Origin of the sequence: Maribacter spongiicola (assembly GCF_052119685.1) — a bacterium.
Taxonomy (GTDB): domain Bacteria; phylum Bacteroidota; class Bacteroidia; order Flavobacteriales; family Flavobacteriaceae; genus Maribacter; species Maribacter spongiicola_A.
In genome coordinates this window covers 186,379-213,228 of the sequence record NZ_JBGQOO010000006.1, presented here as the reverse complement: position 1 = coordinate 213,228, position 26,850 = coordinate 186,379, and the positions used below count along the sequence as shown (strand labels likewise).

Annotated in this window: 20 protein-coding genes; 11 read left to right on the top strand and 9 right to left on the bottom strand. The window is 34.8% G+C overall.

Annotation, left to right across the window (positions count from 1 at the left end):
- The first annotated feature begins 33 nt into the window (after window positions 1–33).
- The 6 genes from ku to ACEN2N_RS11910 all read left to right on the top strand — a co-directional run bounded on the left by ku (window position 34) and on the right by ACEN2N_RS11910 (window position 11,201).
- Window positions 34–807 (top strand): non-homologous end joining protein Ku, encoded by a 774-nt coding sequence (gene ku, locus ACEN2N_RS11935; RefSeq protein ID WP_441824537.1) that lies wholly within the window; start codon window positions 34–36, stop codon window positions 805–807.
- Window positions 808–810: 3 nt separating this feature from the next.
- Complete coding sequence (gene ligD / locus ACEN2N_RS11930) at window positions 811–3,237, top strand: DNA ligase D (protein WP_441824536.1); 2,427 nt, start codon at window positions 811–813, stop codon at window positions 3,235–3,237.
- Window positions 3,238–3,397: 160 nt separating this feature from the next.
- Window positions 3,398–3,847 carry a response regulator gene (locus ACEN2N_RS11925; protein ID WP_441824535.1) on the top strand — a complete coding sequence of 150 codons (450 nt, stop codon included), beginning with the start codon at window positions 3,398–3,400 and terminating at the stop codon, window positions 3,845–3,847.
- Between the two features lie 8 nt (window positions 3,848–3,855).
- Window positions 3,856–7,443, top strand: coding sequence for a PAS domain-containing sensor histidine kinase (locus ACEN2N_RS11920; protein ID WP_441824534.1), 3,588 nt, complete (start codon window positions 3,856–3,858; stop codon window positions 7,441–7,443).
- Between the two features lie 284 nt (window positions 7,444–7,727).
- Complete coding sequence (locus ACEN2N_RS11915; RefSeq protein WP_441824533.1) at window positions 7,728–9,788, top strand: ATP-dependent helicase; 2,061 nt, start codon at window positions 7,728–7,730, stop codon at window positions 9,786–9,788.
- 9 nt (window positions 9,789–9,797) lie between these two features.
- Window positions 9,798–11,201 (top strand): exonuclease domain-containing protein, encoded by a 1,404-nt coding sequence (locus ACEN2N_RS11910; protein WP_441824532.1) that lies wholly within the window; start codon window positions 9,798–9,800, stop codon window positions 11,199–11,201.
- A 3-nt stretch (window positions 11,202–11,204) separates the two neighbouring features.
- Here ACEN2N_RS11910 and ACEN2N_RS11905 read toward each other — a convergent pair whose 3' ends face one another.
- From ACEN2N_RS11905 to ACEN2N_RS11880, 6 genes are all read right to left on the bottom strand, one after another.
- Entirely contained in the window at window positions 11,205–12,386 is a 1,182-nt protein-coding gene (locus ACEN2N_RS11905) for a sensor histidine kinase (protein ID WP_441824531.1), read from the bottom strand.
- A 10-nt stretch (window positions 12,387–12,396) separates the two neighbouring features.
- Window positions 12,397–13,197, bottom strand: coding sequence for an alpha/beta fold hydrolase (locus ACEN2N_RS11900; RefSeq protein WP_441824530.1), 801 nt, complete (start codon window positions 13,195–13,197; stop codon window positions 12,397–12,399).
- 345 nt (window positions 13,198–13,542) lie between these two features.
- Complete coding sequence (locus ACEN2N_RS11895) at window positions 13,543–15,342, bottom strand: FAD/NAD(P)-binding protein (RefSeq protein ID WP_441824529.1); 1,800 nt, start codon at window positions 15,340–15,342, stop codon at window positions 13,543–13,545.
- Window positions 15,343–15,518: 176 nt separating this feature from the next.
- The gene (locus tag ACEN2N_RS11890) at window positions 15,519–17,828 is read right to left on the bottom strand and encodes a DNA topoisomerase 3 (RefSeq protein ID WP_441824528.1); all 2,310 of its coding nucleotides are present in this window, start codon (window positions 17,826–17,828) and stop codon (window positions 15,519–15,521) included.
- Between the two features lie 292 nt (window positions 17,829–18,120).
- Window positions 18,121–18,561 (bottom strand): DsrE family protein, encoded by a 441-nt coding sequence (locus tag ACEN2N_RS11885; RefSeq protein ID WP_441824527.1) that lies wholly within the window; start codon window positions 18,559–18,561, stop codon window positions 18,121–18,123.
- Between the two features lie 147 nt (window positions 18,562–18,708).
- Window positions 18,709–19,146, bottom strand: a complete 438-nt coding sequence (locus ACEN2N_RS11880; protein ID WP_441824526.1) for a response regulator — start codon at window positions 19,144–19,146, stop codon at window positions 18,709–18,711.
- A 201-nt stretch (window positions 19,147–19,347) separates the two neighbouring features.
- Here ACEN2N_RS11880 and ACEN2N_RS11875 point away from each other — a divergent pair, with 201 nt between their 5' ends.
- Window positions 19,348–19,635: a hypothetical protein gene (locus ACEN2N_RS11875; protein WP_441824525.1), complete on the top strand. Its 288-nt coding sequence runs from the start codon at window positions 19,348–19,350 to the stop codon at window positions 19,633–19,635.
- 117 nt (window positions 19,636–19,752) lie between these two features.
- Here ACEN2N_RS11875 and ACEN2N_RS11870 read toward each other — a convergent pair whose 3' ends face one another.
- Window positions 19,753–20,202, bottom strand: a complete 450-nt coding sequence (locus tag ACEN2N_RS11870; protein ID WP_441824524.1) for a BLUF domain-containing protein — start codon at window positions 20,200–20,202, stop codon at window positions 19,753–19,755.
- Between the two features lie 231 nt (window positions 20,203–20,433).
- Here ACEN2N_RS11870 and ACEN2N_RS11865 point away from each other — a divergent pair, with 231 nt between their 5' ends.
- Together ACEN2N_RS11865 and ACEN2N_RS11860 are read left to right on the top strand one after the other, a co-directional pair.
- The gene (locus ACEN2N_RS11865) at window positions 20,434–20,856 is read left to right on the top strand and encodes a hypothetical protein (RefSeq protein ID WP_441824523.1); all 423 of its coding nucleotides are present in this window, start codon (window positions 20,434–20,436) and stop codon (window positions 20,854–20,856) included.
- A 110-nt stretch (window positions 20,857–20,966) separates the two neighbouring features.
- Window positions 20,967–21,476 (top strand): peroxiredoxin-like family protein, encoded by a 510-nt coding sequence (locus tag ACEN2N_RS11860; RefSeq protein WP_441824522.1) that lies wholly within the window; start codon window positions 20,967–20,969, stop codon window positions 21,474–21,476.
- 91 nt (window positions 21,477–21,567) lie between these two features.
- Here ACEN2N_RS11860 and ACEN2N_RS11855 read toward each other — a convergent pair whose 3' ends face one another.
- Together ACEN2N_RS11855 and ACEN2N_RS11850 are read right to left on the bottom strand one after the other, a co-directional pair.
- Window positions 21,568–22,284 (bottom strand): ribonuclease activity regulator RraA, encoded by a 717-nt coding sequence (locus tag ACEN2N_RS11855; protein ID WP_441824521.1) that lies wholly within the window; start codon window positions 22,282–22,284, stop codon window positions 21,568–21,570.
- A 69-nt stretch (window positions 22,285–22,353) separates the two neighbouring features.
- Window positions 22,354–23,274: a sugar phosphate isomerase/epimerase family protein gene (locus ACEN2N_RS11850; protein ID WP_441824520.1), complete on the bottom strand. Its 921-nt coding sequence runs from the start codon at window positions 23,272–23,274 to the stop codon at window positions 22,354–22,356.
- Window positions 23,275–23,445: 171 nt separating this feature from the next.
- On the opposite strand from ACEN2N_RS11850, the gene ACEN2N_RS11845 reads away from it, so the two are divergent.
- Together ACEN2N_RS11845 and ACEN2N_RS11840 are read left to right on the top strand one after the other, a co-directional pair.
- A complete protein-coding gene (locus ACEN2N_RS11845) occupies window positions 23,446–25,755 on the top strand; it encodes a chondroitinase-B domain-containing protein (protein ID WP_441824519.1) in 2,310 nt (769 codons plus the stop codon).
- A 26-nt stretch (window positions 25,756–25,781) separates the two neighbouring features.
- Window positions 25,782–26,834 (top strand): polysaccharide lyase family 7 protein, encoded by a 1,053-nt coding sequence (locus ACEN2N_RS11840; RefSeq protein ID WP_441824518.1) that lies wholly within the window; start codon window positions 25,782–25,784, stop codon window positions 26,832–26,834.
- Window positions 26,835–26,850 lie beyond the last annotated feature (16 nt).

Below are 26,850 nucleotides of genomic sequence, written 5' to 3'. Positions count from 1 at the left end.
ATATTATGCACAAGTAACCTTAAATTAAAATCTATGAGATCAATTTGGAACGGCTCTATTAGCTTCGGATTAGTATCTATACCCATAAAACTATTTTCAGGTTCTGAGGATAGAAAACTTGATTTAGACATGTTAGACAGCCATGATGGCGCACGCATACGCTACAAAAGGGTGAATGAAGAAACTGGTAAGGAAGTAGAATGGAAAGATATTGTTAAGGGCTATAAAAAAGACGATGAATACATTGTATTGGAAAAAGAAGATTTTGAAAATGCCAATATGAAGAAAAGTAAAACCATCGACATTGAGCAGTTTATAGCCGAAGATGAAGTATCTGATGTTCTTTTTAAAAAACCTTATTTCATTAAACCTCAAAAAGGTGGAGAAAAGTCATATTCATTACTACGCGACGCCTTAAAGAAAACTGAAAAGTTAGGGGTAGCTACATTTGTCATGCGACAAAAAGAACACTTATCGCTCATCGGTATTTATCAAGATGCGCTGGTATTACATGTTTTACGATTTGATGATGAAATTAGAAGTACCAAAGAACTTGAACTACCAAAAACAAAAATTATAAAAAAGGAAATGGATATGGCCATTTCTCTAATCGACCAATACACCGAGAAGTTCAATTTCGCCAAATTCAAGGATGTCTATAACCAACAACTTTTAAAAATCATAGAATCTAAGGCTACAGGCAAAGTTACAAAGCCAGAAAAATTTGAATCTAAACCTACACCTGCAAAAGACTTAATGGCACAACTAAAAGCAAGTCTAGAAAAAAGAGAGAAAAAAGCATCTTAAACTGTGAGCTTAAAAAAGTATTACGAGAAAAGAGATTTTGAGAACACCCCAGAGCCTAAAGGGGTGCTACAGCCTATTTCTCAAAATCAACGTTTCGTTATACAACGCCATGCCGCAAGTAGATTGCATTATGATCTGCGGTTAGAAATAAATGGCACGCTAAAAAGTTGGGCAATACCAAAAGGACCTTCTATGAACCCAAACGACAAACGTTTGGCAGTTAGAACCGAAGATCACCCGTTAGAATATTTAACTTTTTACGGCACTATACCCAAGGGTAATTATGGCGCTGGGAACATGATTATTTGGGATACAGGTACTTTTGAAATAGACATCACAGAAACAGATAAACCGCTTTCGGAACAACTGGCAATCGGTAATATTAAATTGAAGTTTTACGGTAAAAAAATTGGCGGTCGTTTTGCCCTAGTTCGTACCTCAGCTAAAAACGATACAGAGCAATGGCTGTTACTTAAAAAGAAAGATGACTTCGCAATTTCTACTTTTTACGATGCAGAAATATTAGTGCCGTTATCTGAAACTAGAACAAAAAAATTTACAACCCAGTTAAAACTAGGTTCGATAATACAGCCTATGTTGGCATCTACCTCTAAAAAGATATTTAATGACCCTAACTATATATATGAGCTTAAATGGGACGGTTACAGAGTTATCTCGCACATAAACAACACTAAAGTTTTATTACAATCAAGAAACGGTATTAATTACAATTCAAAGTTTTCAAAATTATATGATGAACTCTCTACCATAGAACATGATGTCATCTTAGATGGCGAAGTGGTTCTTGTAGACAAGAACGGTGTTTCAAAATTTGCAGAACTACAAAATTACCCCAATAGCAAGGGTGAATTACGCTATTATGTTTTTGACATGTTATTTCTAAACGGTCATAGTATGCTTGACCTAAAGTTAATTGAAAGAAAAAGTCTTATTCTAGATGTCATTGGTGATTTAAACATTGTTCAATATTGTGATCATATTGAAGGTATGGGAACTGCTTTATATGAAAAAGCAATTGAAGTAGGTATGGAGGGTGTTATGGCCAAAGAAAAAAGTTCTAATTATGTTGTAGGATCAAGAACAGAAAAATGGCTAAAAGTAAAGGCTATTCAAAGTATCGATGCCATTATTTGCGGTTATACCGAATCTACAAATAGTCCTGAATTAGTTGGTTCGTTAATTCTTGGCCAGTACGAAAACAATACATTAAAATATATTGGCAATTGCGGCTCGGGCTTTACAGATAAAAGTCGCAGAGAACTGCAAATGCTGCTATCTAATTATGCGGTCAGTACCAGTGTATTCGATAAAAAAATACCATTAAAGGGAAGAAAAGCGTATTGGACACAACCTATATTAGAATGTGAGGTCACCTTTTCAGAACGTACAAAAAACGATTTACTTAGAAATCCTGTTTTAAAACGGATAAAAAGTGAAATCCCTAAATTAAATTCTGAGCCGAATACCCTGGCGGTTCAAAAGAAAAAAATATCTCCTTCGAAAGATATTATTACTATCGATGGCTTAAAAGTACCCATTAGTAATTTAGATAAAATTTATTGGCCAGAATCAAACCTTACCAAGTATGATTTAATTGACTATTACCTAAACGTTTCTGAATACATATTACCGCATTTAATAGATAGACCGCAAAATTTACATCGACACCCTAACGGTATTGATCAAGAAAGTTTTTACCAAAAGGATAATGAATATTTGCCCGATTGGTTTGAAACTATCTCTATTTACTCAAAATCTTCTGAACGGGAAATAAACTATTTACTGTGTCAAAATGCTGCTTCATTAATCTACATGGCAAATTTGGGTTGTATCGAAATCAATCCGTGGAGCTCAAGAAAGTTAAGTTTAGATTATCCCGATTACGGAATTATTGATTTAGACCCTCCGAAGAACATGGATTTTAAAAAGGTAATTCTGGTAGCGAAGACATTCCATAAAATTTTAATAGACCTAGACATTAAGAGCTTCTGCAAAGTATCTGGTTCTAAGGGTATTCATATTTATCTACCTATGGGGCATGCATACACCTATGAAGAAGTTCGAAATTTCATTAAACTGCTATGTCATTTGGTAGAAGAACGTTTGCCTGAACTTACTACCTTAGAACGCACCATTAGCAAAAGAAATGGTAAAATATACCTAGACTATTTACAGAATCGCAGAGGGCATACCATTGCATCGGTGCACTCGGTTAGACCGATCATGAAAGCACCTGTTTCAGCACCCGTACATTGGGATGAATTAGATGAAGACCTTTATCCGCGAAAATTTCTAATGAAAGGGTACATCAAAAGATTAGAAGAAATAGGCGATTTATTTAATGGTGTATCTGCGTCATATTTTGATATGGCTTTGACTTTAAATAAATTAGATGCTACACTTAATTAAAGGATCAAGCTTAGCCAATAACTGTAAATAACATGAATACCGCTTTTTTTAGCAGACTTTATAATAAGTTGTATCATAGGGCTAAAAAAGAAAAAATAAGTTATTTTTAAAACCATATTGTCAGAAGTTAGCAGTAAAAATATAGGTAATACTTTCGAATATGGGGTACAAGAATAAGTTACACATACTATTAGTTGATGATGATAAAGACGATTGTGATATATTTAAAGAGGCATTAGAGGAGTTAGATGTATCTTCTGCTCTTACAATTCTGCATAATGGAATTGAACTTCTAGAATTTTTATCTTCTGAAGAAGGTAGCAATCCAGATATATTATTTCTTGATTTGAATATGCCAAGAAAAACTGGATTAGAATGTATTAAAGAAATGAAATCATCCACTTCATTACCCAGCATTTCAACTGTAATTTATTCTACATCTTATAACACTAATGTTGTTGATGAACTTTATGATTTGGGTGCTCATTATTACATTCAAAAACCAAGCTCATACAAATGTTTAAAAAAAGTTATTGAACAAGCTATACTTTTATTAAGCGAAGAAAACAATACTTCAATTTCTAGGGCTAATTTTGTCATCAAACCTTAAACTAACTTATGCACGCTGGCGACTCTTCATTTATTTTTTTACAAGGAGGCGGAGAAATGGGGAAACTCATAGAATCGTACAATTGGAAAGAAACCCCTTTAGGTGAATTAAAAAATTGGGCGCAAACATTAAAAGCAAATGTTAGTACAATGCTCAATACCCCATATAGTATGTGTATTGCGTGGGGTAATGAATCTATCGAAATATGTAACGATAGCTTTTGCTCGACCTTAGGCTTAAGCAGAAACCATAATACTTTAGGGAATGGAATGAAATTGAAATTTGCCAAAGATTGGCAAAGTATAGATTCTGCCCTGAAAAATGTAAGAAACGGTAACACTACCAATCGTCAATTAGTTTCGTTACCTCTTAATAGAAATAATAAAACATACAATTATCAATTCGAATTCACCTATAGCCCAATTCGATTAGAGACAGGTGAAATTGGGGGTGTCTTAATTATAGTGCAAGAAAAAGGTTTTACCGATCAAAAATCGTTTGAATCAGAATTACAAGAAAGTAAAAATCAATTACAATTTGCCATTGCAGCAGCTGAGTTGGGCACGTGGGACTATAACCCGCAAACCAATATTTTTACCGCTAACGATAGACTAAAAGATTGGTTTGGGCTACCTCATAAGAACGAGCTTGAATTAACAGATGCGCTTAATGCCATTAATGAACAAGATAGGGGTCGGGTTGCCTCTGAAATTCAAATAGCATTAGATTATTCTTCGGGCGGCAGTTATGATATTGAATTCAGAATTAACAACCTGATCAACAAAAAAGAGATTATTTTACATGCTAAAGGTAGAGCATGGTTTAATGACGACTCTATTGCCTATCGCCTAAACGGTACATTAGAAGATGTAACTACGCGCGTATTGGCAAGAAAGAAGGTTGAAGAAAGTGAAACCCGTTATCACAATCTTATACAATCATCACCATCCTCAATTGCTATTTTATCTGGTGAAGATTTAGTGATCACCATTGCCAACAATACCATTATTGAGTATTGGGGAAAAGGTGAAGATGTAATTGGCAAACCATATTTCGAATTATTGCCAGAACTGATCGATCAGGGTTATGATAAAATATTTAAAGAGGTTTATGAAACCGGCAATCCTTTTACCGCATTAGAAACTCCTCTATATTTAGTACAAGACGGTGTAGCTAAGACGAAATATTACAACTTCATTGTTTATCCGCAGAGAGATTTAGAAAAGAATATTAATGGTCTTGGTATCATTGCGACAGAGGTAACCACGCAAGCACTTTTAAACAATAAGATTAAGGAAAGTGAACAAAATATACGAGCCTTGGTCGAAAGTGCCCCATTCCCTATTGCCGTATATGTTGGAGATGAAATGATGATCTCATTGGCAAACCAGTCTGTTATGGATGCCTGGGGGAAAGGAAATGACGTAATTGGTAAGTTATTTTCAGATATCTTACCAGAATTAGAAAATCAACAAATATTCAAACAAGTTCGTGGGGTATTCCATACAGGAATTCCATTTCACACTAAAAACCAAAGAGTTGAATTAAGAATAGATGGTATTTTAAAAACGTTCTTTTTCAATTATAGTTTTACTCCTTTATTCGATGAATCTGGCAAAGTGTATGCGGTAATGAACACTGCTGCAGAAGTTACTGAATTACACGAAGCTAAAATTAAGGTCGAAGAAAGCGAAAAGAGATTTAGAAATACGGTTATGCAAGCGCCATTAGGCATTACTATTTTTAGAGGACCTGACCATATAGTGGAAATAGCTAACAAAAGTTATCTAGAAATTATAGATAAAACAGATAAAGAATTTATAGGAAAACCAGTTTTTGATAGCTTGCCAGAGCTTAAAACTCTTATTGAACCTATAATCGATGATGTATACAAATCAGGCGAAGCTTTTTATGGTTATGAATTTCCGGTGGTATTAAACACCCAAGGCACTCCTGAAACAAAATATTTTAATTTTGTTTATCATCCGTTAAAAGAGGATAATAAAATTACGGGCATCATGGCCATCGCCACCGAAGTAACCGCAATGGTAAAGGCTAAACATGTTATTGAAGAAAGTGAAGAAAAATTGGGCCTAATTATTGAAGCTAGCGAGTTAGGGGTCTTTGATGTCGATTTAAAAACTGACGATATCATAGCTTCTAAAAGATGTTATGAAATTTTAGGTTTTGATTACGAAACAGACTTAACGCATGAGGTTATGGTGAATTCTATTCACCCAGATGATCTTAACCTACGAAAAGAAGCTTTTGAAACTGCATTTAAAGATGGAACATTACAATACCAATCTCGGGTAATATGGAAAGACCAATCGATACATTGGATCGATGCAAAAGGAAAAATATTCTACGATGAAGACAACAACCCGATAAGATTGTTGGGTACTGTACGCGATATTACAGAAGAGCGTAATTTTCAACAACAGCTATTAGAGCGAGAAGAAAAGTTTAGATTATTGGCAGACTCTATGCCCCAATTTGTTTGGACATCTGATGCCGAAGGAAACTTAAATTATTTTAATAAATCGGTTTTTGACTTCTCAGGATTAACGCCTGAACAAGTTTATAAAGAAGGATGGATTCAAATTGTACATTCTGATGATCGGGAAGAAAATATTAGACTCTGGACAGAAGCTATAAGTACTGGAACCGACTTCTTACTCGAACATCGCTTTAGAAATGCAATTGGAGAATACCGATGGCAATTAAGTCGCGCTATCCCTCAAAAGGATAGTGATGGCAATATAAAAATGTGGGTAGGTACCAGCACCGATATTCAAGAACAAAAAATGTTCACTAACGAATTAGAGAAGATGGTTCAAACACGAACCAACGAACTACAACATAAAAATGTAGACCTCGAAAAAATGAATAAAGAGCTACAGTCGTTTGTTTATATCTCTAGTCATGATTTGCAAGAACCGCTGCGCAAAATTCAAATATTCGCCTCTCGTATTCTAGAAACAGAATTTGAAAGTTTATCAGATAGGGCAAAGCATGATTTTACAAGAATGCAGAAAGCTGCATTTAGAATGCAAACCCTAATCCAAGATCTACTTGCGTATTCTAGAACAAAAGTTGAAGATATCACCTACGAAATTTTAAACCTTAACGAAGTAATTGAAGATGTACAAGAAACGTTAAGTGAAGATTTGAAAAATAACGAGGTTACTTTCAATTTGAATATTCAATGCAAGGTTAGAATTATCCCCATACAGTTCAAACAAATTATACATAATTTAATTAGTAACTCCATTAAGTTCGCTCGCGAAGAGCAACCGTTAGTAATTGAAATTGATTGTGAGCATGTAAAAGGTAAAGATCTGGATATAGAAACCTTAGATAACAATAAGAAATATTGCCACATTCGCTTTGCCGACAATGGTATCGGATTCGAGCAAGAATTCAGTGAAAAAATATTTGAGGTATTTCAACGATTACATAGTAACGATGAATACACAGGGACAGGTATTGGACTTGCAATCGTCAAAAAAATAATTGAAAATCATAAAGGTCATATTATGGCAAAAAGTACCGTAAATGAAGGTGCTGTTTTTCATATTTACATTCCGGCTTAAGTAAGAATTTTGCAATTCGTATTCATCAAAAGCATTATTCACTTAGTTAAAACACTTTTATAAGTTACATTATCATCGTGCATAAGTACCATGGCCTTTTGAATAGTGACACTATTCTATAATCGAAGTTATTTGATTAATTTTGTAGTTTACAATCAACCACTCTTACAGTTTCATCTGACCATTTGGTATTAATAGCTACTTCGTTTGCTATATATACTCAGAATTAATTTTATATGGATTGGCATTTATGCTCGGTCTACAAATTTACTAGAATAGTATAAATGCATTTAAAAGAGGAACTTAACAAGCAACAGTTAAAAGCTGTCGAATTTTCGGGTAAACATCTTCTGGTGCTTGCAGGTGCGGGTACAGGAAAAACACGTACGATAATTGCCAGGGCTGCCTATTTAATTGAAAATGGTGCTAACCCGTCGAAAATTCAAATACTCACGTTTACCAAGAAAGCTGCCAATGAAATTGTTGAGCGAGTAAAAGCTAGCTTGCCACAATCTAGCGGGCGTACGCTTAACGGCGCTACTTTTCACTCGTGGTGCAATCAGTTAATTATTAAATACCCTAATCTGTTCGGTGCAGCCAATTTTACGGTAATCGACCCAGATGATCAATTAGGTTTAATGAAAATGGTTTCTGGTAGCCATAGCGATGTTTATGGTAAGCTTCGTATAAAACCTCAACAGCTATTAGATGTCTATTCTTATGCGAGAAACACTAAAAAGAATTTGACCGAATCTATACGGACCCTTATTTATAAGGGAAAAGAGGATAAGGATACCGAGTATGAGATAACCGCTATGAAACCTAATGTAGAAATTTTACTTAGGGCATATCAAAAGAAAAAGATGGAGCAACGTTATCTAGATTATGATGATCTGTTGTTAGTGGTATCGACTCAATTAAAATCTAACCCCGAAGCTAGAAAGTTATTATCTCAGGATCTTGATTATCTTCTAGTTGATGAAATGCAAGATACCAACCCTTTGCAATGGGAGTTGCTTTCTCCATTCATAGATATCTGTAGTTTGTTCTGCGTTGGTGATGATGCCCAATCGATCTATTCTTTTAGAGGGGCAGATTTTAGAAATGTGCATCAATTTAAGGAGCGTGTACCCAACTCTGAGGTTTATAAGCTTGAAAAAAATTACCGCTCTACGCAAGAGATATTAGATATTTCAAATTGGTTACTAAACAAATCGCCCATAGATTATAAAAAACAACTACAGTCGGTACGAGGAAGCGGAGAAACACCAATATTGCTGAACGTAAGTGATGATTGGCAAGAAGCAAATTGGGTAGCCGATGAAATCTTAAAAAATTATACGGATGAGGACCGTAAGTTTGCAGATCATTTAATATTATCGCGTTCTCAGTATTATACGAAAACATTACAAGCTGTTTTCATAAGAAGAAAAATACCCTATGTTACCTATGGCGGACGTAAATTTTTACAAGCTGCACATATAAAAGATTTGGTTTCATTATTGCGAATAGTCAACAACCCATACGATGAAATTGCTTGGGTGAGATTCCTGACTTTTTGGGAAGGTATCGGTGAGGTGAGAGCTTCTAGAATTATGGCCGTTATTATTGCCGATGAAGGTAAAACCGATATCCCTACGCTACTACAAGGTGCTATACCTGGAACAGACGGAATCAAAATTGCCGAGCTATATAATGCCGTTCAAAAAGAAAAAGGTAAAGTCGGTAAAATGGTAGACATCGCCTATGAAGCCATGTCATTAGGCTTGGCTTTTAGATACCGAAAAGATTGGATAGAAAAGCGTAAGGGTGATTTTCCTGTATTAAAACTTTTGGCAAATAGCTACTCAAGCTTAGGGGAATTTATTGGCGAGGGACTTTTAGATAATGCTGAAAAAATGAATGGTGCACCTGTTTTAAGTGAATCGCAATTAGAAACCGACGAAGAAAAAGATCACGTTATTATATCGACCATTCACTCCGCCAAAGGATTGGAAGCCTACGTTTGTATTGTTCTTAATGTATCGCCGAAGGCATTTCCCTCCGCTTGGTCTTTAGACGATGTAGATGCCATTGAAGAAGACCGCAGGGTGCTGTATGTTGCATTAACTCGTGCTAAGAATAGATTGATAATTACCCGAAATACCGCTTCTATATCGGCAATTCATGGTAAATCTATTCCCACAAATTCGGGGCAGAAAGCAGATGACGCAGAAACGTATTTTTTAACGTCTATACCTGACGGATTGGTAAAACAAGAAACCATTGGCTACGATTTTAAGCCTGTGAAGGATGCCGCAGAACCGAACAATATGGACTTATCTTCAGGTATGGATTTTAGCTAAACATCAAAAATGCCGGAAAGAAAATTTGCCATTATTTCGATGACCACTTTTGGTTACAAACCAAATCCTTTGAGAATAGTTCAGCTGACTATAAGTAAACTTAAAGGTGAATACTACGAACCTATATTACAAACAAAGATCGATCCTGAAGAACGCATACCAAATTACATTCAGCAAAAAACAGGATTGACCGATACCTTGTTGTTGAAGGCACCTACGTTCTCAGAAGTTGCCAATACTATTTTAAGAGAACTTGATGACCACATATTGGTGGGTCATAATGCGTCATTTCTACATTATGCTTTACAATCTGAATTCAAATATTTGGGGTATTCTTTTAATACTCCCCAGCTATGTACCGTGCGATTGGCAAAGAAGCTTATACCGAATATGACCAGTTATGAATTACCCTATTTGAGCAGTGTTCTGAATATTCCGTACACAGAATCTAACGATTTAGATGATGACAATGCTGCGGTTGCCATACTATTTCAAAGATTGAATTTGCTTGATGATGACGAAATGGTCATCTCTAAATTCTTAGAACCTAAAGCTGAGGTCGAAAATATAGCACCCAAAAATATAGCTTATCAAAAACTAAACTCTTTACCTAATTCTCCTGGTATTTATAAGTTTCAAGATGAAAGAGGTGAAGTGGTTTACGTGGGTAAGGCAAAGGATATTAAAAAAAGAGTATTGAGCCATTTCTATAACTCGAGCGAGAAAGAAATAACACTTTGTGATGCTACCTACCACATAGATTTTGAAACTACCGGTAGCGAACTGATTGCCCTATTACGAGAGGCGGACCTAATCGATAAATTAGACCCATCATTTAATTATATTCAAAAGAAAAGTTATGTAACCTACCATATCGTACCACAAAAAAATAGAAAGGGAATTCTACAATTAAAAATTGAAAGAAGTCCTTTTCAACACTCCCCCACCGAAATATTCTTAAAGCGAGGTGATGCTATTAAACGCTTATTAGAACTGACGAAGAAGTTTAGATTATGTCCCTTACAAACAGGATTAAAGAGTAAATTAGGAAGATGTACCCATGGTGAATATAATGAATGTGATGGCGTCTGTACCGGTGATGAAGAACTGGGACTTTATAACGAGAAAGTTGAAAATGCATTAGATTATCTCAACAACGATAATGAAAATTATGTACTTTTTGAAAAAGGGCGTACTAAAGAAGAACGAGGTTTTGTCTTAATTCTTCATGGTGTGTATCAAGGCTTTGGTTTCCTCGATAATTCTCAAACAGTTTCTAGTTTAGAAGATTTAAAAACTATGCTTGACCCGAAAAAACATTCCTATCATACAGCAAAAATAATTTCAGCTTACACACAGCGAAATCCATGGAAAATTAAGCCTTTGGAAACTGCGGGTATAAATCAATTTTGAAATTTAAAATTTAGGTAATAAAAGCGTAATTTCTGTACCAACATTGCTTGTTGATTCTATTGAGATGCTTCCTTTATGTAACGTCATTATTCGTTTGGCATACGTAAGACCAATACCCAAACCTTCGCTCAAATCAAGTTTTTCGAATAAATTAAAAACCTTATCCGCATATTTTTTATCAAAACCAATACCGTTATCGGCATAGACAATACGAACAAATTTTCCATATTCAAATTTATCTTCTGTTTCGCTAAAAATGTTTTGCATAAAGTAATCTGTGGTCACCGAAATCTTCAATGGTACATTGGGTCTTTGAAATTTCAGCGAGTTGTCGACCAATTCAATGAACAAGCTTTCTAGATAGATAGCATCTGCAGGGAAATCGAAAAAATCTCCTTCTACCGTAATCATTTCATTATTCGATATCGATAACTTTTTTCTAACGTTTTCTATAACAAGATTTAAATCGACATTCGAAATTTTGAAATTTTCGCTATCGATGGCATGTAACCGTTGAATACTAATCAAAAGATTTCGGAGCCGTTCTGAAGATTTTAAAATCTTGGAGAGGTTTAATTTAACTTCTGCATCTAAATTTTGCATTAAGCTACCAAATAGTCCAATTTTTCTAAGAGGTTCTTGTAAATCATGCGAAAGAACCTTGGCTATTTGTTTATGCTGCTCATTGAATTCTACAATTTGCTGAAGCTGACGTTCAATTAATTCATCGCTCGCATTAAGTGCCTTTTTTAACTTTACATTTTCAGTATTTTCTAACAGCTCTTTTAGTGCCTTATCTCTTGATTGAATAATTTCTGATTCATATTCATTTCTATTCGGTATGCTTACTCCTGTAAAATAAATTTTGACAATATCATTTTCACAAACCCGAATTGCATCTAAAACTACTGGTAAAGATTTACCCTCTTTTGTTTTAAATGACAAAAATACCTCACTTGCTTTTTCTTGTAATTCAATTAATGGTTTTAGATGTACGCGAAAATAAATCATACTCCCAGAATCAAGAATATCATTGATTTTTATATGCTGCGAATTTTTAAACCCTAAAGAATCTTTAAAATTATTATTCGATAAAAGTAGTTCTCCACTATCTGATAATGTAAAATTAAATCCTGGAGAGTTGGTGTACAACCTCTTCCATTCATTTTCAGAAGTTTCGCTCATGCTTTTAATTTTATCCAGCTTTGGTTAAAAAATTTTTAATGGCAGCAATAGTTTCTTCAGGATGGCTCATATGCGGACAATGTCCGGTAGCATTCATCCTAACAATTGTACTCCCACTAATTTTCTTATGAATAAATTCGCCAACAGTATCTGGTGCAATATCATCATCAGAACATTGCAGAATTAAAGTCGGCAACTTCACTCTTACGATATCATCACGATTATCAGAAAAAAATGTCACCCTCGCGAAATTTCTATTTATTGCAGGATCAGCTGCGCAAAAACTATTTTCTAACTCTTCGGTTAGTTCAGGCCTCTCAGCATTCTTCATAACCATTAGTGCTAGAAATTTTGCCCATCCGGTGTAGTTATTATCCATCACATCTAGCAAACCTTCTAAATCTTCTTCCGAGAAGCCACCAACATAATCTGTATCATCAATATATTTCGAGGAAGGTGATACCAGTATTAAGTTCTTAAAAACTTTAGGAGCCTGCAAACTTGCCAAAACCCCAATCATGGAACTTACAGAGTGACCAATAAAAATAACATTCTGCAGATTTAATACATCACAGATATCTAAAACATCTTGAGCATACCCATATAAAGAACCATATTTACCTTCGTTATATGCGCTGGTGTCTGAATTACCACAACCCACATAATCAAATTGGACTATTTTATAATCATCCACAAAGGCCGGTGAGATAAAACGCCACATATTCTGATCACAGCCAAAACCATGAGCGAACATGATCACTTGGGTACCATTACCAAAAACCTTTACGTTATTTCTTTTTAAAATATCCATCCGTAAAATTAATAATCAAAAATAATAAAATATGGAATAATAGACCACAGTAAATTATAGACCTAATTAGGGACTTTTATTGTCGATTTTAACAGACATTACTAACAAATTGTTCGACATTTTAAGAATAATACACACGAAAAGACTGCTAAAATATATTCATACCAGAATTGATATCTTTAAGTGGTGCCCTTTTATAAAATGATAATTAGAACACTGTGATGAATAAAACGCACTTTGGTTTTAATCTATTCACCGGTATGTATAGTAACAAAAAATGTTACCCTTACTTAATAACAATAACTCGGTTAATTAAGGGTAATATTATATCTAGAAAAACACTGATTAAAGGTGTGTATTTTCACTATACACTTTAGAAACTTGTTCAATAGAACCTTGATTAAGACCTTCTCGATTACTGAAATTAACCCAATTTGTCACCATTATTTCGGTTGTGGCACTGCAAGCCTGTAACCCGTATGAATACGGTCTTAAACCAGAGGCATGAGTAAAAGAAACATCATAAATAGTATCGTTAGGTATACCATCTGTATTTCGAATTCGATAAGATGCATCTATAGCTATACCCCCAATTTCTATAAATGATTTAGAACCTTCGGTAATGATATTATAGTTGTCTTTATCTAATTTATCTGGCTCTGTTAAAATAGCTTTTGCCGAACTTATATAGTTTTCGCTGACTAATGTTTTAAATGGATAATCGCTAAGTTCTAAATCTTTTTGACCACCACAACTAATGAACATTTTGTATTCAAATTGCTCGCAAGAATCGTTCTGTGAAATCTTAATTTTTGTAACCTCATCAGTAGGTAATGGTTCTTCAATTTCTACCATTCCGCTTTGTAATGTCAATTTACCAGCCTCGTAAAGGGAAAGTAGAATTTCGCCAGATTGAAGTGGCAAGGCGGCAATAACATTCATTAAAAATGGCTTTACTTCTTTGCGAAAAAATACATGGTCGTCTGCAGGCATAAGCTCTGCATGATAGTTGAGAGTGTACATTAAGTCATCTATAACCTCTTTCCAATGAATAGGTTTGTTGTTTAGAACAGAATTTTTAGCCTCTACCATCTCTATTTTCATGCCTTCAAAAGCATTTTCATACTCGTGCCTTTCAGACATGCGGGTAACGAACTCTTTAAATCCGAAATTGGGATCCTTTAATGCAATAGCGAGCGCAGAAAGATTGTCTTTTAAAAACGCCTTTTGAAGCGCAGGTTTGCAAATTTTATCAAAATACATATGTATTCTTAAATGTTTTTGATCATCTAAAATCTGAAAGATATCTTCTCTTGAAGCATGCCGATAAATTTCTCGCATGGGCTCATCTTGTTCGTATTGCAAATTTGGCAACCAACCATTTGCATCATGCAGTACCAGTTTAAACTCGGTGGTGTTTTCAAAAGGATGATACACCAACTTTTGTCCGTTTTTAGAAAAAGTACCATGGCGATTTGCAATAGAGGCAACAACATCAAAAGCGCTCAAAGAGGCACCCAAAATACCAATTGGAAAATTATAGATTTCACCATCGGAAGGGAGAATTTTTGATATAGGCCAAGGTGAACTATAAAAATTGGTTTTTAAATTATCTTGCTCTGACCAAGAATGACCGGTAGCTATGATCACCTTATCGGTTATAAAAGATGACATGTTTTTAGTGATAAGCTCATACGTGTCATTTTTAGGAATAATATCAATTATTTCTACCGACGGATGTTCTACTATACGAATGCCACTATTTTGTAAACTCGCAATACAATGCTCATACTGAGACCGAAAATACAAGCCCAAAGCTAAACGGCTATACACCTTAGCATCGCTTATTTCTGATTTCTGAATATGGAATCGTTGCAAAGTGTCTTCTGGCTGCTCTCTTAACCAATCTGCAAAACTTATAAATAGCTCTGGTATTTCTTCTGAAGAAATGTTGGCCATGTTATAAATATCTGTGGTATTGGGGCTATATGGCATTCCCATACCTGTAATATCCGCCTTTTCAAAAATGGAAATTTGCGTAATTTCTGATTTTAAAACAGCTATGTTTTTAAAAATATGTCTAAGCAAATATATAGTCGTTGCACCACTACCTATTATAGACACTTTTGCAGGTTTGAATGTCATACAGATATAAATTACAATACGTAAAATTAGCTGCAGTACCATTCAAAATTTAATTCAATCAAGCGTAATTTTAACCATAAGTACCATTAAGTGATACTTAATTTTAATGTATAAGAAACAGTGCGATGAGGGAACAATTGAAATTAGAATTGACCGTAATTAACTACTGAAGTATTCTAGACTTCCCCAAATATTTTAAAAACTAACTCTTTGGTCAGTGGTCGCCCATTTGCTTTTTCACGAATAGTATCGAAACTACACCTAAAGTCGCAACCAGCTTTGTATTCGCTGCAACCATAAGCCGATTTTCCTTTTAAAATAATTCCCTTATTGCATTTCGGACAACTATTTTCTTCTGATGTGGGCTTTGCTTGAACTTTACCATTTTTAGGTTCTAACTTCAGCTTAAAACCATCATCAAATCTAACTAACCCTTCAACTGAAGGATTGTTGACTTTAAAGCCTTTTAAGTTTACGGTAGACCCTTTTTGAAACAACCTAATAAATTGCTTTTCTGAAATAGTTTTACTTTCGAATACAAACGGAACTACAAAATCGCAAGACTTATTAAATTCAGAGCAACCATAAGCTGATTTCCCTTTTCGAATGGTTCCTTTTTTACATTTAGGGCATACCTCTGATGTAATACCCGTAGCCTTTTCAACTGCTTTTTTCTTAGCCGCTGTTGCTGACTTATTATTTACAGCTGAGATATTTGCCTTTCTAGTTTCACTACGCACATCATAAACCAATCGGTCTACCATTTGCTTCATCTGTTTAATAAAACTACCAGCGCTAAATGTACCTTTTTCGATATCCTTTAATTGCTTTTCCCATTTACCGGTAAGCTCGGCAGATTTAAGCATTTCATTTTGAATGGTATCTATTAACTGAATACCAGTGACGGTCGGTAAAACCAGTTTTTTATCTCTCTTAATATATTTTCTACGAAACAAGGTTTCAATTATATTGGCACGCGTAGAAGGTCGACCAATACCATTTTCTTTCATTAACTCGCGAAGTTCATCATCATCGACCTTTTTACCTGCGGTTTCCATGGCACGTAAGAGCGAAGCTTCGGTATATTGTTTCGGTGGCTTGGTTTGTTTCTCGAGAAAAGAGGGTACATGTGGTCCTTTTTCGCCTTTCTTAAACGTTGGTAATATTCCTGATTCTTTACTTTTTTGGTTACTGAGCGTATTCGAAGTATCGAAAACAACTCGCCATCCTTTTTCTAAAATCTCTTTTCCAGTGGTTTTAAAATTTACTGTGTCCGCCTTTCCTATAACGGTAGTATTCGAGACTTTACAATCTGGATAAAACACGGCAATAAAACGACGTACAATAATATCATAAACTTGCTGCTGATTGTATTGCAAGTTCATTTGCTGACCTGTGGGAATAATGGCATGGTGATCTGTAACCTTACTATCATCAAAAACCTTTTTTGTTTTCTTTAATTTCTTACCCTCAAGAGGCTTCGATAGCGTATCGTACTTCGTAAGGTTCTTAAGTATACCTGGTACTTTAGGGTATACATCATTTGGTAAAAATGTAGTATCTACTCTAGGGTAGGTTACTACTTTTTGCTCATATAATTTCTGAACGATCTTTAACGTTTCGTCAGCACTGAATCCGAATTTGGTGTTACAATACACTTGCAAACCTGTTAGATCGAAAAGCTTTGGTGCATATTCATTGCCCGCTTTTTTTGTCGTGGAAACAATTTCGAAATCATGTTCTTTAACAATATTAGCAAGTTTCTCACCATCTTCTACTTTTAAAAAACGACCTTCTTCATAACTGAATAAGGTTTCGCGATATAATGTTTGTAGCTCCCAATAGGGTTGCGGCTTAAAATTCTCTATCTCTTTAAACCGGTCTACTAACATTGCCAAGGTTGGGGTTTGCACACGACCCACAGATAACACTTGTTTGTACCCACCATGTTTTAAGGTATACAAACGGGTTGCGTTCATACCCAAAAGCCAATCGCCAATAGCACGAGAAAAACCTGCGTAATATAAATTATCATAGTCTGTAGATGGTTTTAAATTATTGAAACCTTCTTTTATAGCTTCAGTGGTCAATGACGAAATCCAAAGTCGCTCAACCTTGCCTTTATAGTTCGCTTGGTTCAATACCCAGCGTTGAATTAATTCTCCTTCTTGCCCGGCATCACCACAGTTTATGACGACTTCTGCTTTATCGAATAATTTTTTTATGATTTTAAACTGTTTTTGAATACCAGCATCTTTAGTCACTTTGGTTTCAAAATGTTCGGGTAACATTGGTAGGTTATTTAAATCCCAACTTTTCCAATGCGGTTTATAATCGTTTGGCTCTTTTAATGTGCAAAGATGCCCAAATGTATAGGTAACTGCATAACCATTACCTTCATAATAGCCATCATGTTTGGAATTTGCCCCAAGAACAGAAGCAATTTCTCGAGCTACAGATGGTTTTTCGGCAATACAGACTTTCATTTTATGTGTTGAAAATTAAAGATTTAGGCATGGTTTTCGCCGAAGCGAATACCACATAATAATATTAACCGTAGTGGTAATTATGAATTAAAAACACACCTTTGGTCTAACATTATAATTAGACAAATATAGAAATTGTTTATAGAAGCAACTATGATATAAAAAGCCGCTAAAACAGAGTTTTAGCGGCTTTTCATTTGTATTATTTAGCTATAGGTAAAATAGGAGCTAATACCTTAGCTTATATACCGATAACAAATCTAGAAACTAGCTATCGATTCGTATTTATTTCTTAATAGGTCAACGTATTGTAACCGTTTGCTTGTAATTGGAGCATGCGTACCGAAGCGGTCGGGGTTACATCGAGACCATCAAAAAGGGTTTCTTCTGCTACGCCTAATTTTTCCATGGCAACACTGCACACACTTACTTTTACCTTACCCTTATATTTTTGAAAAAACTCTTCAAGTTCAGAGTTTTTGGTCAATAACGTTACCACTTTGCCTTTTACAACAATTTCGTATTCCTCAATTTCTACTCCGTTTTCAATTAGAAGGTCATACATACTTAACACGCCTTTAAAATGCCTTTCTGTGGTGAGTATAAAACCATATTTAGGTGTTTTCTGTAAATCTGTAACAGCTTGTTGGTCTAATTTCTTTTGACCTTGTACTTCTGTAATACTTGTAGCCATGAACATAATGACTAAAGCAATTTGAAAAAAAGTTTTCATAATGGTTATTTTGATAGCTATTTTGGTGAATTAAAAATACAGATTATAATTTCCAATAGCGATTTAAAGATCTAAAAAATGATTCTTTAATTCCCCCTAAAATCTCATTATCAAATAATTATTATGAGCATAGTATAAACGTTCAAATTAGATTAATACTACAAATTCATCTTTTAAGATCACCTGTTTATTCTGTATCGGTACCTGTTTTAAAGACTTGAGCAATAATTCTTTTAGCTCTTTTAAAGAAGATGATTTTTTCAAGAATTGATTAGCTCCATCCTCTTTTAGTTGATTCACTTCTCGGTCTCTATATATGGAAGAATAGGCGATAATATAAATGTTATTGAATTTCTTGAAATTTCTAATGTCGATAAGGCACTCAAAACCATCCATAATAGGCATATATAAATCTAAAAATATTATTTGTGGCAATATATCATCAGAGAATAGTCTATCCATTAAATCGACTCCATTATTAAATTGAGATACTTCTGTTTCTATAGAAATATCATTCAATGCCTCAATAAAAAAATCACGATCATCTAAATCGTCATCCGCAATATATATACTTAATTTTTCCATTATTTCTATATAAGAACAGTATGTCCTCCAAAAATAAGAGGAAATCGCATTTAAAATTCTACCAATAAAATAGAAAAATAACTCAATAACATAATTATTATAAATACCTTCTAAAAATATAAATATATGTAGTAAAATACTTACATTTAATATTTTGCGTTAGTTAACAAATGCTCCCCCATTTAATTTATAAAATAAGTTATGGCATTTAAAAACAGTAATGAACTCTCATTGCATCTGCAACAATATCAGCTTGACTACTACACTAAGGGTAATGCTTTAAAAGTGCATGTGTTACTTACAGAATTAATGCCGACAATCGAATTTGAAAATGAGAAGTTTGCTTTAGAATTTAGCAAGAGATGCGAATATTTAAAAAGTGTCGAGAGTCTAACTGACATACGTGACTATTCTAATAAATTTGCTGAAAATCTACTTAAAATAATTCTTTTGTTAAATAGCTCTACATTATCAACAAACCTCGGCTAATTCGGCTTATCTAATACGCCAGAAAGCCAAAAACAATTTTGAAATTCAGTTATCTTGAATCTTAGTATAAAATGAATTATTGATTACAATCGGTAGCGCGATTACGAAATGGATATGTTATCGATCTTTATTGAAATTCTCATGCCCTATTTTATTCAATAACAGCTTAGCCGCCAACCAAAATCGTTTTGAAGTTGGATTTGGTACAACGGACATATTAGGAATGTCGAATTCAGGATTAACCATTAGTTTTATATACTGAAATGCTTCATTCGGAAGATTATTTGATAGATAGGCCATACTCCAAGTATCAAACTCTCTAGTATAAATACTGCCTTTAGAAAGCAGGATAACTTCATAGTGACGAGCATCTATCCTAATTTTTTCAAAGAGAGTCGAAACAATATCTACATTGCCTTCTAAGTATTGGATAAAAAATCCGTCATGATAGATAAGACATCCGGTAATATCATGCTTACCATTGAAGTTTCTAGACTCAACTAAAATTTCATCAATTTGTGTCGGTGAAAGGGAATTTGCTACAGATTTATATACAAGATTGAACATATATCGCTTTGAAGAATGAACTGCCAAATAAAATATAAGATACCAACTTTCACCTAATATCAAGTATTAAAAAGTATTCTTTTTCTTACAAAAAATACTCAATAATCACATCTATAAATTTTAATATTAATCTAGTACTGCTATTAGTTGCGTCAATTATTAATTTGATTGCGACTAATGACCCGTGTTTTAAGATATAATTTCACCAAAGAATCTTTAAATAAACACGTTATGAAAATTAAAATGATATCGATGTTAGCATTAACCATAGTATTAACATCATGCTCTAGCACTAAGAAAACAAGTACAGAAAACTCGAAAGATAGCATGGTTGCTCAAGAAACTTCTAATACCACTTCAAACACTGCGGTTATAAATAATAATAGGACTACGCTAAATAATGAAACATCGACAGCGAGAAAATCATCAAATTCTACAAACGAATACGCACCCATGTATTCATCTTTAGAAATGACCGATGAGCAAATACGCAAATTTAGCACTGCAATGGACCAATTTAAAGGCAAACAAGCCAATATGGCAAGCGGCGAAATGTTAGGAACGATTGAAAATGAGCGTACTCGTCAATTAGAAACTATACTATCTAGCTCGCAATTGGCTAAGTACGAGAAATGGTTAATGGACAATCAATAAATAGCTGTTTACATATTTATGTATTGCATCAATTCTAAAAAGTATGCAACAAAGCTTTTGTAAAAGCCTAGCATACCTTTATGAAATACTAATAATAAGATAATATTATCATGATAAAACCCACAACACAAGTACCTGAACTAAAATTACCTTTAATTAATGATACGCAATGGAGTTTGTATGATCAGACTAGTAAATCGTTTACAATGCTGGTCTTTTACCGAGGTCTTCATTGCCCAGTTTGTAAGAGTTACCTAGAAGCTTTAACAAAAAGACTAAAAGATTTTAGTGACCGAGGAGTGCACTTAATTGCTATTAGTAGCGATAGTGAAGAACGTGCAAAAAAAGCTGGAAAAGAATGGAAAATTGCAGAACTGCCTGTAGGATATAATTTACCTATTGAAACTGCTCGAGAATGGGGATTATTTATTTCTAAAAAAACATCTGAAAAAGAACCCGATGCATTTTCTGAACCTGGTCTATTTTTAATCAGACCTGATAATACCCTCTATGCAAGTGCAGTACAAACGATGCCTTTTGCTAGACCAAATTGGGACGATATATTAAATGCTATCGATTATGTCAACAAAAACGATTATCCTGCTAGAGGGGGCGAATAGAATAAACTTCTAAAATATTTTACATAAAAAAAAGGTGATAAGTTCTGTTATAGCGCTTATCACCTTTTTTATTATTTACTTAAATGAGTAATTACATCTTACTTGACTTCCATTTCTCGAACTTTGCTTTTGCCTCTTCACTTACCATGGGGTAGAGTCCTATCACAGGTTCTCCTCCTTGCACCATTTCCAAAACAAAATCTTCATACAGCGTCATCTGAATACATTCATCGGCAACCTCATCGGCAAGATGTGCCGGTATTACCATTACTCCATCATCATCTCCTAGTATAATATCACCAGGAAAAACGGCTACGTCGCCACAACCAATAGGGTCATTTATAGCAATAGCTTGGTGTAAAGTTAGATTTGTAGGTGCTGTTGGTCTATTGTGATATGATGAAAAATCTAAATCTGCGATCTCGGCAGAATCTCGAAAACCACCATCGGTAATAATACCCGCAGCTTTTCTTACCATTAATCGTGTCACCAAAATAGAACCTGCAGAGGCCGCTCTTGCATTTTGCCTACTATCTATAACCATTACACTACCTTCTGGACATTCTTCAACGGCTACTCTCTGTAAATGCTTAGGATCCCTAAAAACAGTAATGGGATTTAAATCTTCTCGTGCAGGTATATACCGCAATGTATACGCCTCGCCCACCATGGTTGGTCTACCTAATTTTAATGGTCTTACACTTTGTATAAACTGATTTTTAAGTCCTTTTTTAAAGAGGCAGGTGGCAACGGTTGCCGTGCTTACCTTTCTTAATTTCTCTCTTGTTGCGGTTGATAGTTTGGTCATTATAAGTGTGTATACGTTTTTATTATTCAGCGCTTTGCCAAGCATTCTTGATAAAAATCAAATCTCTTTTCATGCTTGCAAAGACTTCTTTTTATCTATTGTAATTTCTGAAGCTCCGTGTTCGGCTCCTCCCAAATCATATTCTAAATGTAGCGATATTGGCACATCGATATTATACTTTTTAAGTAATGAAAAATAGCTGCTAAAATCTACCATACCCTCCCCTAGCGGAGTGTTTATCGGTTGCCATTTTCTGTCTTTGTATCCCCATTTAAAATCTTTTATAACTATTGATTTTATAAAAGATTCTATACGACGTAGGTCTAATTGCCAACTGTTACCGCCTTCGACTACCGCGTGTCTAATATCATACTGGCATCCTAAATAATCAGTATCAGATTTTGATAAAATGGGTGGTAGATCCCAAATTGGTGCCCCAACATGATTGCCTGCATGATTTTGATAACACCCTATCAAGCCCAATTTTTTATTGACCTCTGACAGATTAATTGCCTCGCCTGCATATTTCGCCTGACTTTCTTCTATTGATATCTCTTCGGGATACGTCAACCAACCGGTACGGTAATGACTAAAACCAGTTGAGCTCGCTGTTGATAACACTTTCATTTCTGTGTTATCGGCTAATCCCCAAACATTTGTGGTCAGCATTTGCGGATTCAAGCCATACTTTTTCATTGCCTCTACCGCTTTAGGTAGATCATCGGCAACTCTTTCTGGTAATACATGCCCTTTTGGGCGTACGGTCAAATCTAGTCCGTTAAAACCGATTTCTGCCGCCGCAGCCGACATTTCATTATAATCTAAAAATTGTAAATGCTTAGAAAATACATTTACCTGAATGTCTTCAATTACTTTTTTACTCGAATTAAAAAGCTCATTAGGTAGCCCTATAAATGGTACACTTGCAAGAGCTGCAGCAGATAACTTCGTAAAATTCCTTCTTGATAATACTTTTTTATCTTCTATCATTTTTAATTACCTTTTTATACTTGGATAATTGGTTTTATGTTAAATAGTTGCGATTCTTACAAATATATGTATTTTTGGTAAACCAAACTGGTTTACCAGTTTATTGCTTTTACATCTATAAACCCCTCTTTTTTAAGCCTTTTAAAGTTCAACCAATCTAACAATTCTATAATGAAAAAGTGCTTCATACTATTAGCTCCCCTTCTTTTACTCATCTCATGCGGTGAAAATTCTAATGACCGTGCGATAACCGTAAAAGATATTAATGAGTTGAACACTGCCATATCTAAAGCAAAAGCCGGCGATGATATTGTTATGGCCAATGGAGACTGGAAAGATGTGAATATCAAATTTGTTGCCTACGGAAAAGAGCAAAATCCTATTACTTTACGTGCAGAAACGCCTGGCGAAGTTAGAATTACCGGCACCTCTGATTTGAAACTTGCTGGCGAGTATTTAGTAGTCAACGGACTCCAATTTATCAATGGATCATCGCCTTCAGAAGCGGTTATCGATTTCGGTATTAGTGAAGACTCTGTCGCAAATCATAGTAAGATTACCAATTCTGCTATTATAGATTTTAACAAAGCACAGCGAAATCAAACAGATTTATGGGTGTTGTTTAAAGGTCGACACAATGAGCTAGACCATTGCTATATTACCGGAAAATCTAATAGAGGACCAACTGTAAGAGTTGACCTTGCCGGAAACAATAGTATAAAGAACTACCATAAAATAACAAATAACTATTTCGGCCCTCGACCACCAAAAGGTGGTCCAAGTGCAGAGACCATACAAATTGGCAATAGTTTTACCTCAATGGCACCAAGCTATACTCTTGTTGCCAATAATTATTTTGACCACTGTAATGGCGAAGTAGAAGTCATTTCTAGTAAGACTAATTTCAATGAATTTAGAAACAATGTATTTTTCAAAAGCGAAGGTTCTTTAGTTACTAGGCATGGTAATTACTGCATTATCGATGGTAATATGTTTATTGGGGATGAAAATTCTGAACAAATTGGTGGTGTACGATTAATAGGAACGGGACACTGGGTGACCAATAACTATTTCTACAATTTAAACGGAAAAACTTTTAGGAGTCCGCTTGCAGTAATGAACGGTATTCCAAAATCTCCCCTGAATAGATATTTACAGGTTACCGATGTTGTTGTCGCTAATAATTCGTGGGTGAATTGTGTATCGCCATGGCAATTTGGCGTGGGATCCAATACTGACCAAATAGATATTTTGCCTAAATCTGAGATTCGATCTGCTACACCAATACGAACTATTGTTGCAAATAACCTTATTTACAATGATAAGGGCGATAAGCAACCTATTGTTGAACACGACTTTATCAACGGTATTGATTTCAAAAGCAATGTCATCAATAATCAAGGTGTGATGTTAAAGGCTGTTGACGGACTAATTCAAAAAGATTTTGGTACAGCTGTAGCAGACGGAGATATTTTAATGCCCGATAATTCATTAGCTGACTTTGAACTTTATAACGGATTTGAATTTGACCAGATCACTGCCGATTTATTCGGTAACTCTAGAGCTGACAAAAATTTGGTTGGTGCTGTAATAGGTAAGCCAGTCAATAAAAAAGATATGATGAACGTATCTCAATATGGTCCTGACTGGTATGCTAACACAACTTCTAAGAACAACGAAAACAAAACTCATTCAGCAAGTACCGTTGCCGAACTTACCAGTGCTCTTACAAATGCAAGTAGTGGAGATACTATTCTTTTATCATCTGCTCGTTATGATATAAGTTCCCCTTTAAAAATTGATAAAATAGTTACCATACAAGCTGCGCAAAAAACTACTATCCAATACAACGGAGCTGCTGAAACTGCCGCTTTTGAAATGAACCCAAAAGGTCAACTTACCCTTAAAAATGTTCATCTAATTGGCAACAACCAACAATATGCTTTTGCCAGTTTAAAGAATAATATGTCTAGCCTTTACAACCTTACCGTTGTTGACTGTGAAATATCGAATTTCGATTATGTTTTAAAAGCCTACAAATTGTCGTTCTCAGAGTACATTACTTTTAAGTCTACACAAATTAAAGATTGTGCCAATGGTTTAGAACTGTCTGAAGAAACTGATGACAAAGGTGAGTACAATGCCGAAAATATCATCATTGACGATTGCCTATTCGATGGCGTTGCAAGTAACGTGGTCGACTATTATAGAGGCGGCTACGACGAATCTACCGTTGGTGGTAATTTAATAGTGACCAATAGCACATTTACTAATTGTGGATCACAAGCTGAAGAAGCTCTACTACTTAACACCTATGGTATTGTCAATGTAAATCTTGCCAACAATAAATTCATTGACAACCCTGTACAAATAGTAGCTCGCCTTTGGGGCGCTAAAAACAACAGGTATTCTGATAACGAAATAAAAAACTCTGGTAAAATTCTAGTTGAAGAAAATTTACCTCTTAAACTGATGTATTAAACTCACTCTCGTAAGAACATTATAAAATGAAAAAATCACTATTTACCATCATTGCAGTATTCGTATTATTTGCCTGCAAAGACAATTCAAAGAAAGCTTCAGATACTAACGAAGAAGCAACAACCGAAATTGAAACGGCTGTAAAATATCCTAGCGATATTATTCCGTTTATGAACGAATGGAAAATTCTATTAGGTGATGGCACCTACGAGGATAATCTTAAAGATTACGCCAAAGATGATTTCTTTTATGTTGCTAATGACGGAAAAACCGGTTGGGTAGTTTACAAAACACCTAACAGTGGTATTACTTCAAAAACATCTAGTAATACCAGAACAGAATTAGGACAAAAAGCACATTGGATTCCTGAGACCGGTGGCAAATTAACCGGAACTTTAAAAGTACAACACGTGTCTACTTCTGGCGATGCAAGAGTTGCCGCTTCTTATGCTGTTGTGGTAGGACAGATACATAGTGATGAGGGACATGAGAATGAGCCGATAAAAATATTCTATAAGAAATTTCCGGGACATACAAAAGGTTCTGTTTTCTGGAATTATGAGATTAACACAGCAGGTGATAATTCAAAAAGATGGGACTACTCCTCGGCTGTTTGGGGTAATGACATGTCTGTTGTTGGATTAGACGCAACAACACCTCCTGCAGAACCAGTAAATGGTATCGAATTGGGTGAAGAGTTCAGCTATGAAATCAATGTTTACAAAGGCATCATGTACCTGACTTTTAAAAGTGACGGACATGAAACTGTCAGATTCACTAAGAATCTATTAGCATCAGAATTTACTAAAACAATACCCGAACAGATTAAGACATTATACGCCTCTATTGGTCGTGATGGTCTTGAGCGTGAGAATGCTTATGCTGGTGAAATTCAATATTTCAAACAAGGTGCATATAATCAAACTAATGGTAAATCTCCTGAAGATAATATTGTTTGGAGTACAGGTGCAGACACCTATGATGGCGATATTGCAAAACAATATGCAAATGGCGATTACACTGAAGTATGGTTTAGAGAAGCAAGTGTAGGTGCGGGCACACCACCAAGTGAAGAATAACAAAAACTTTTCTTAT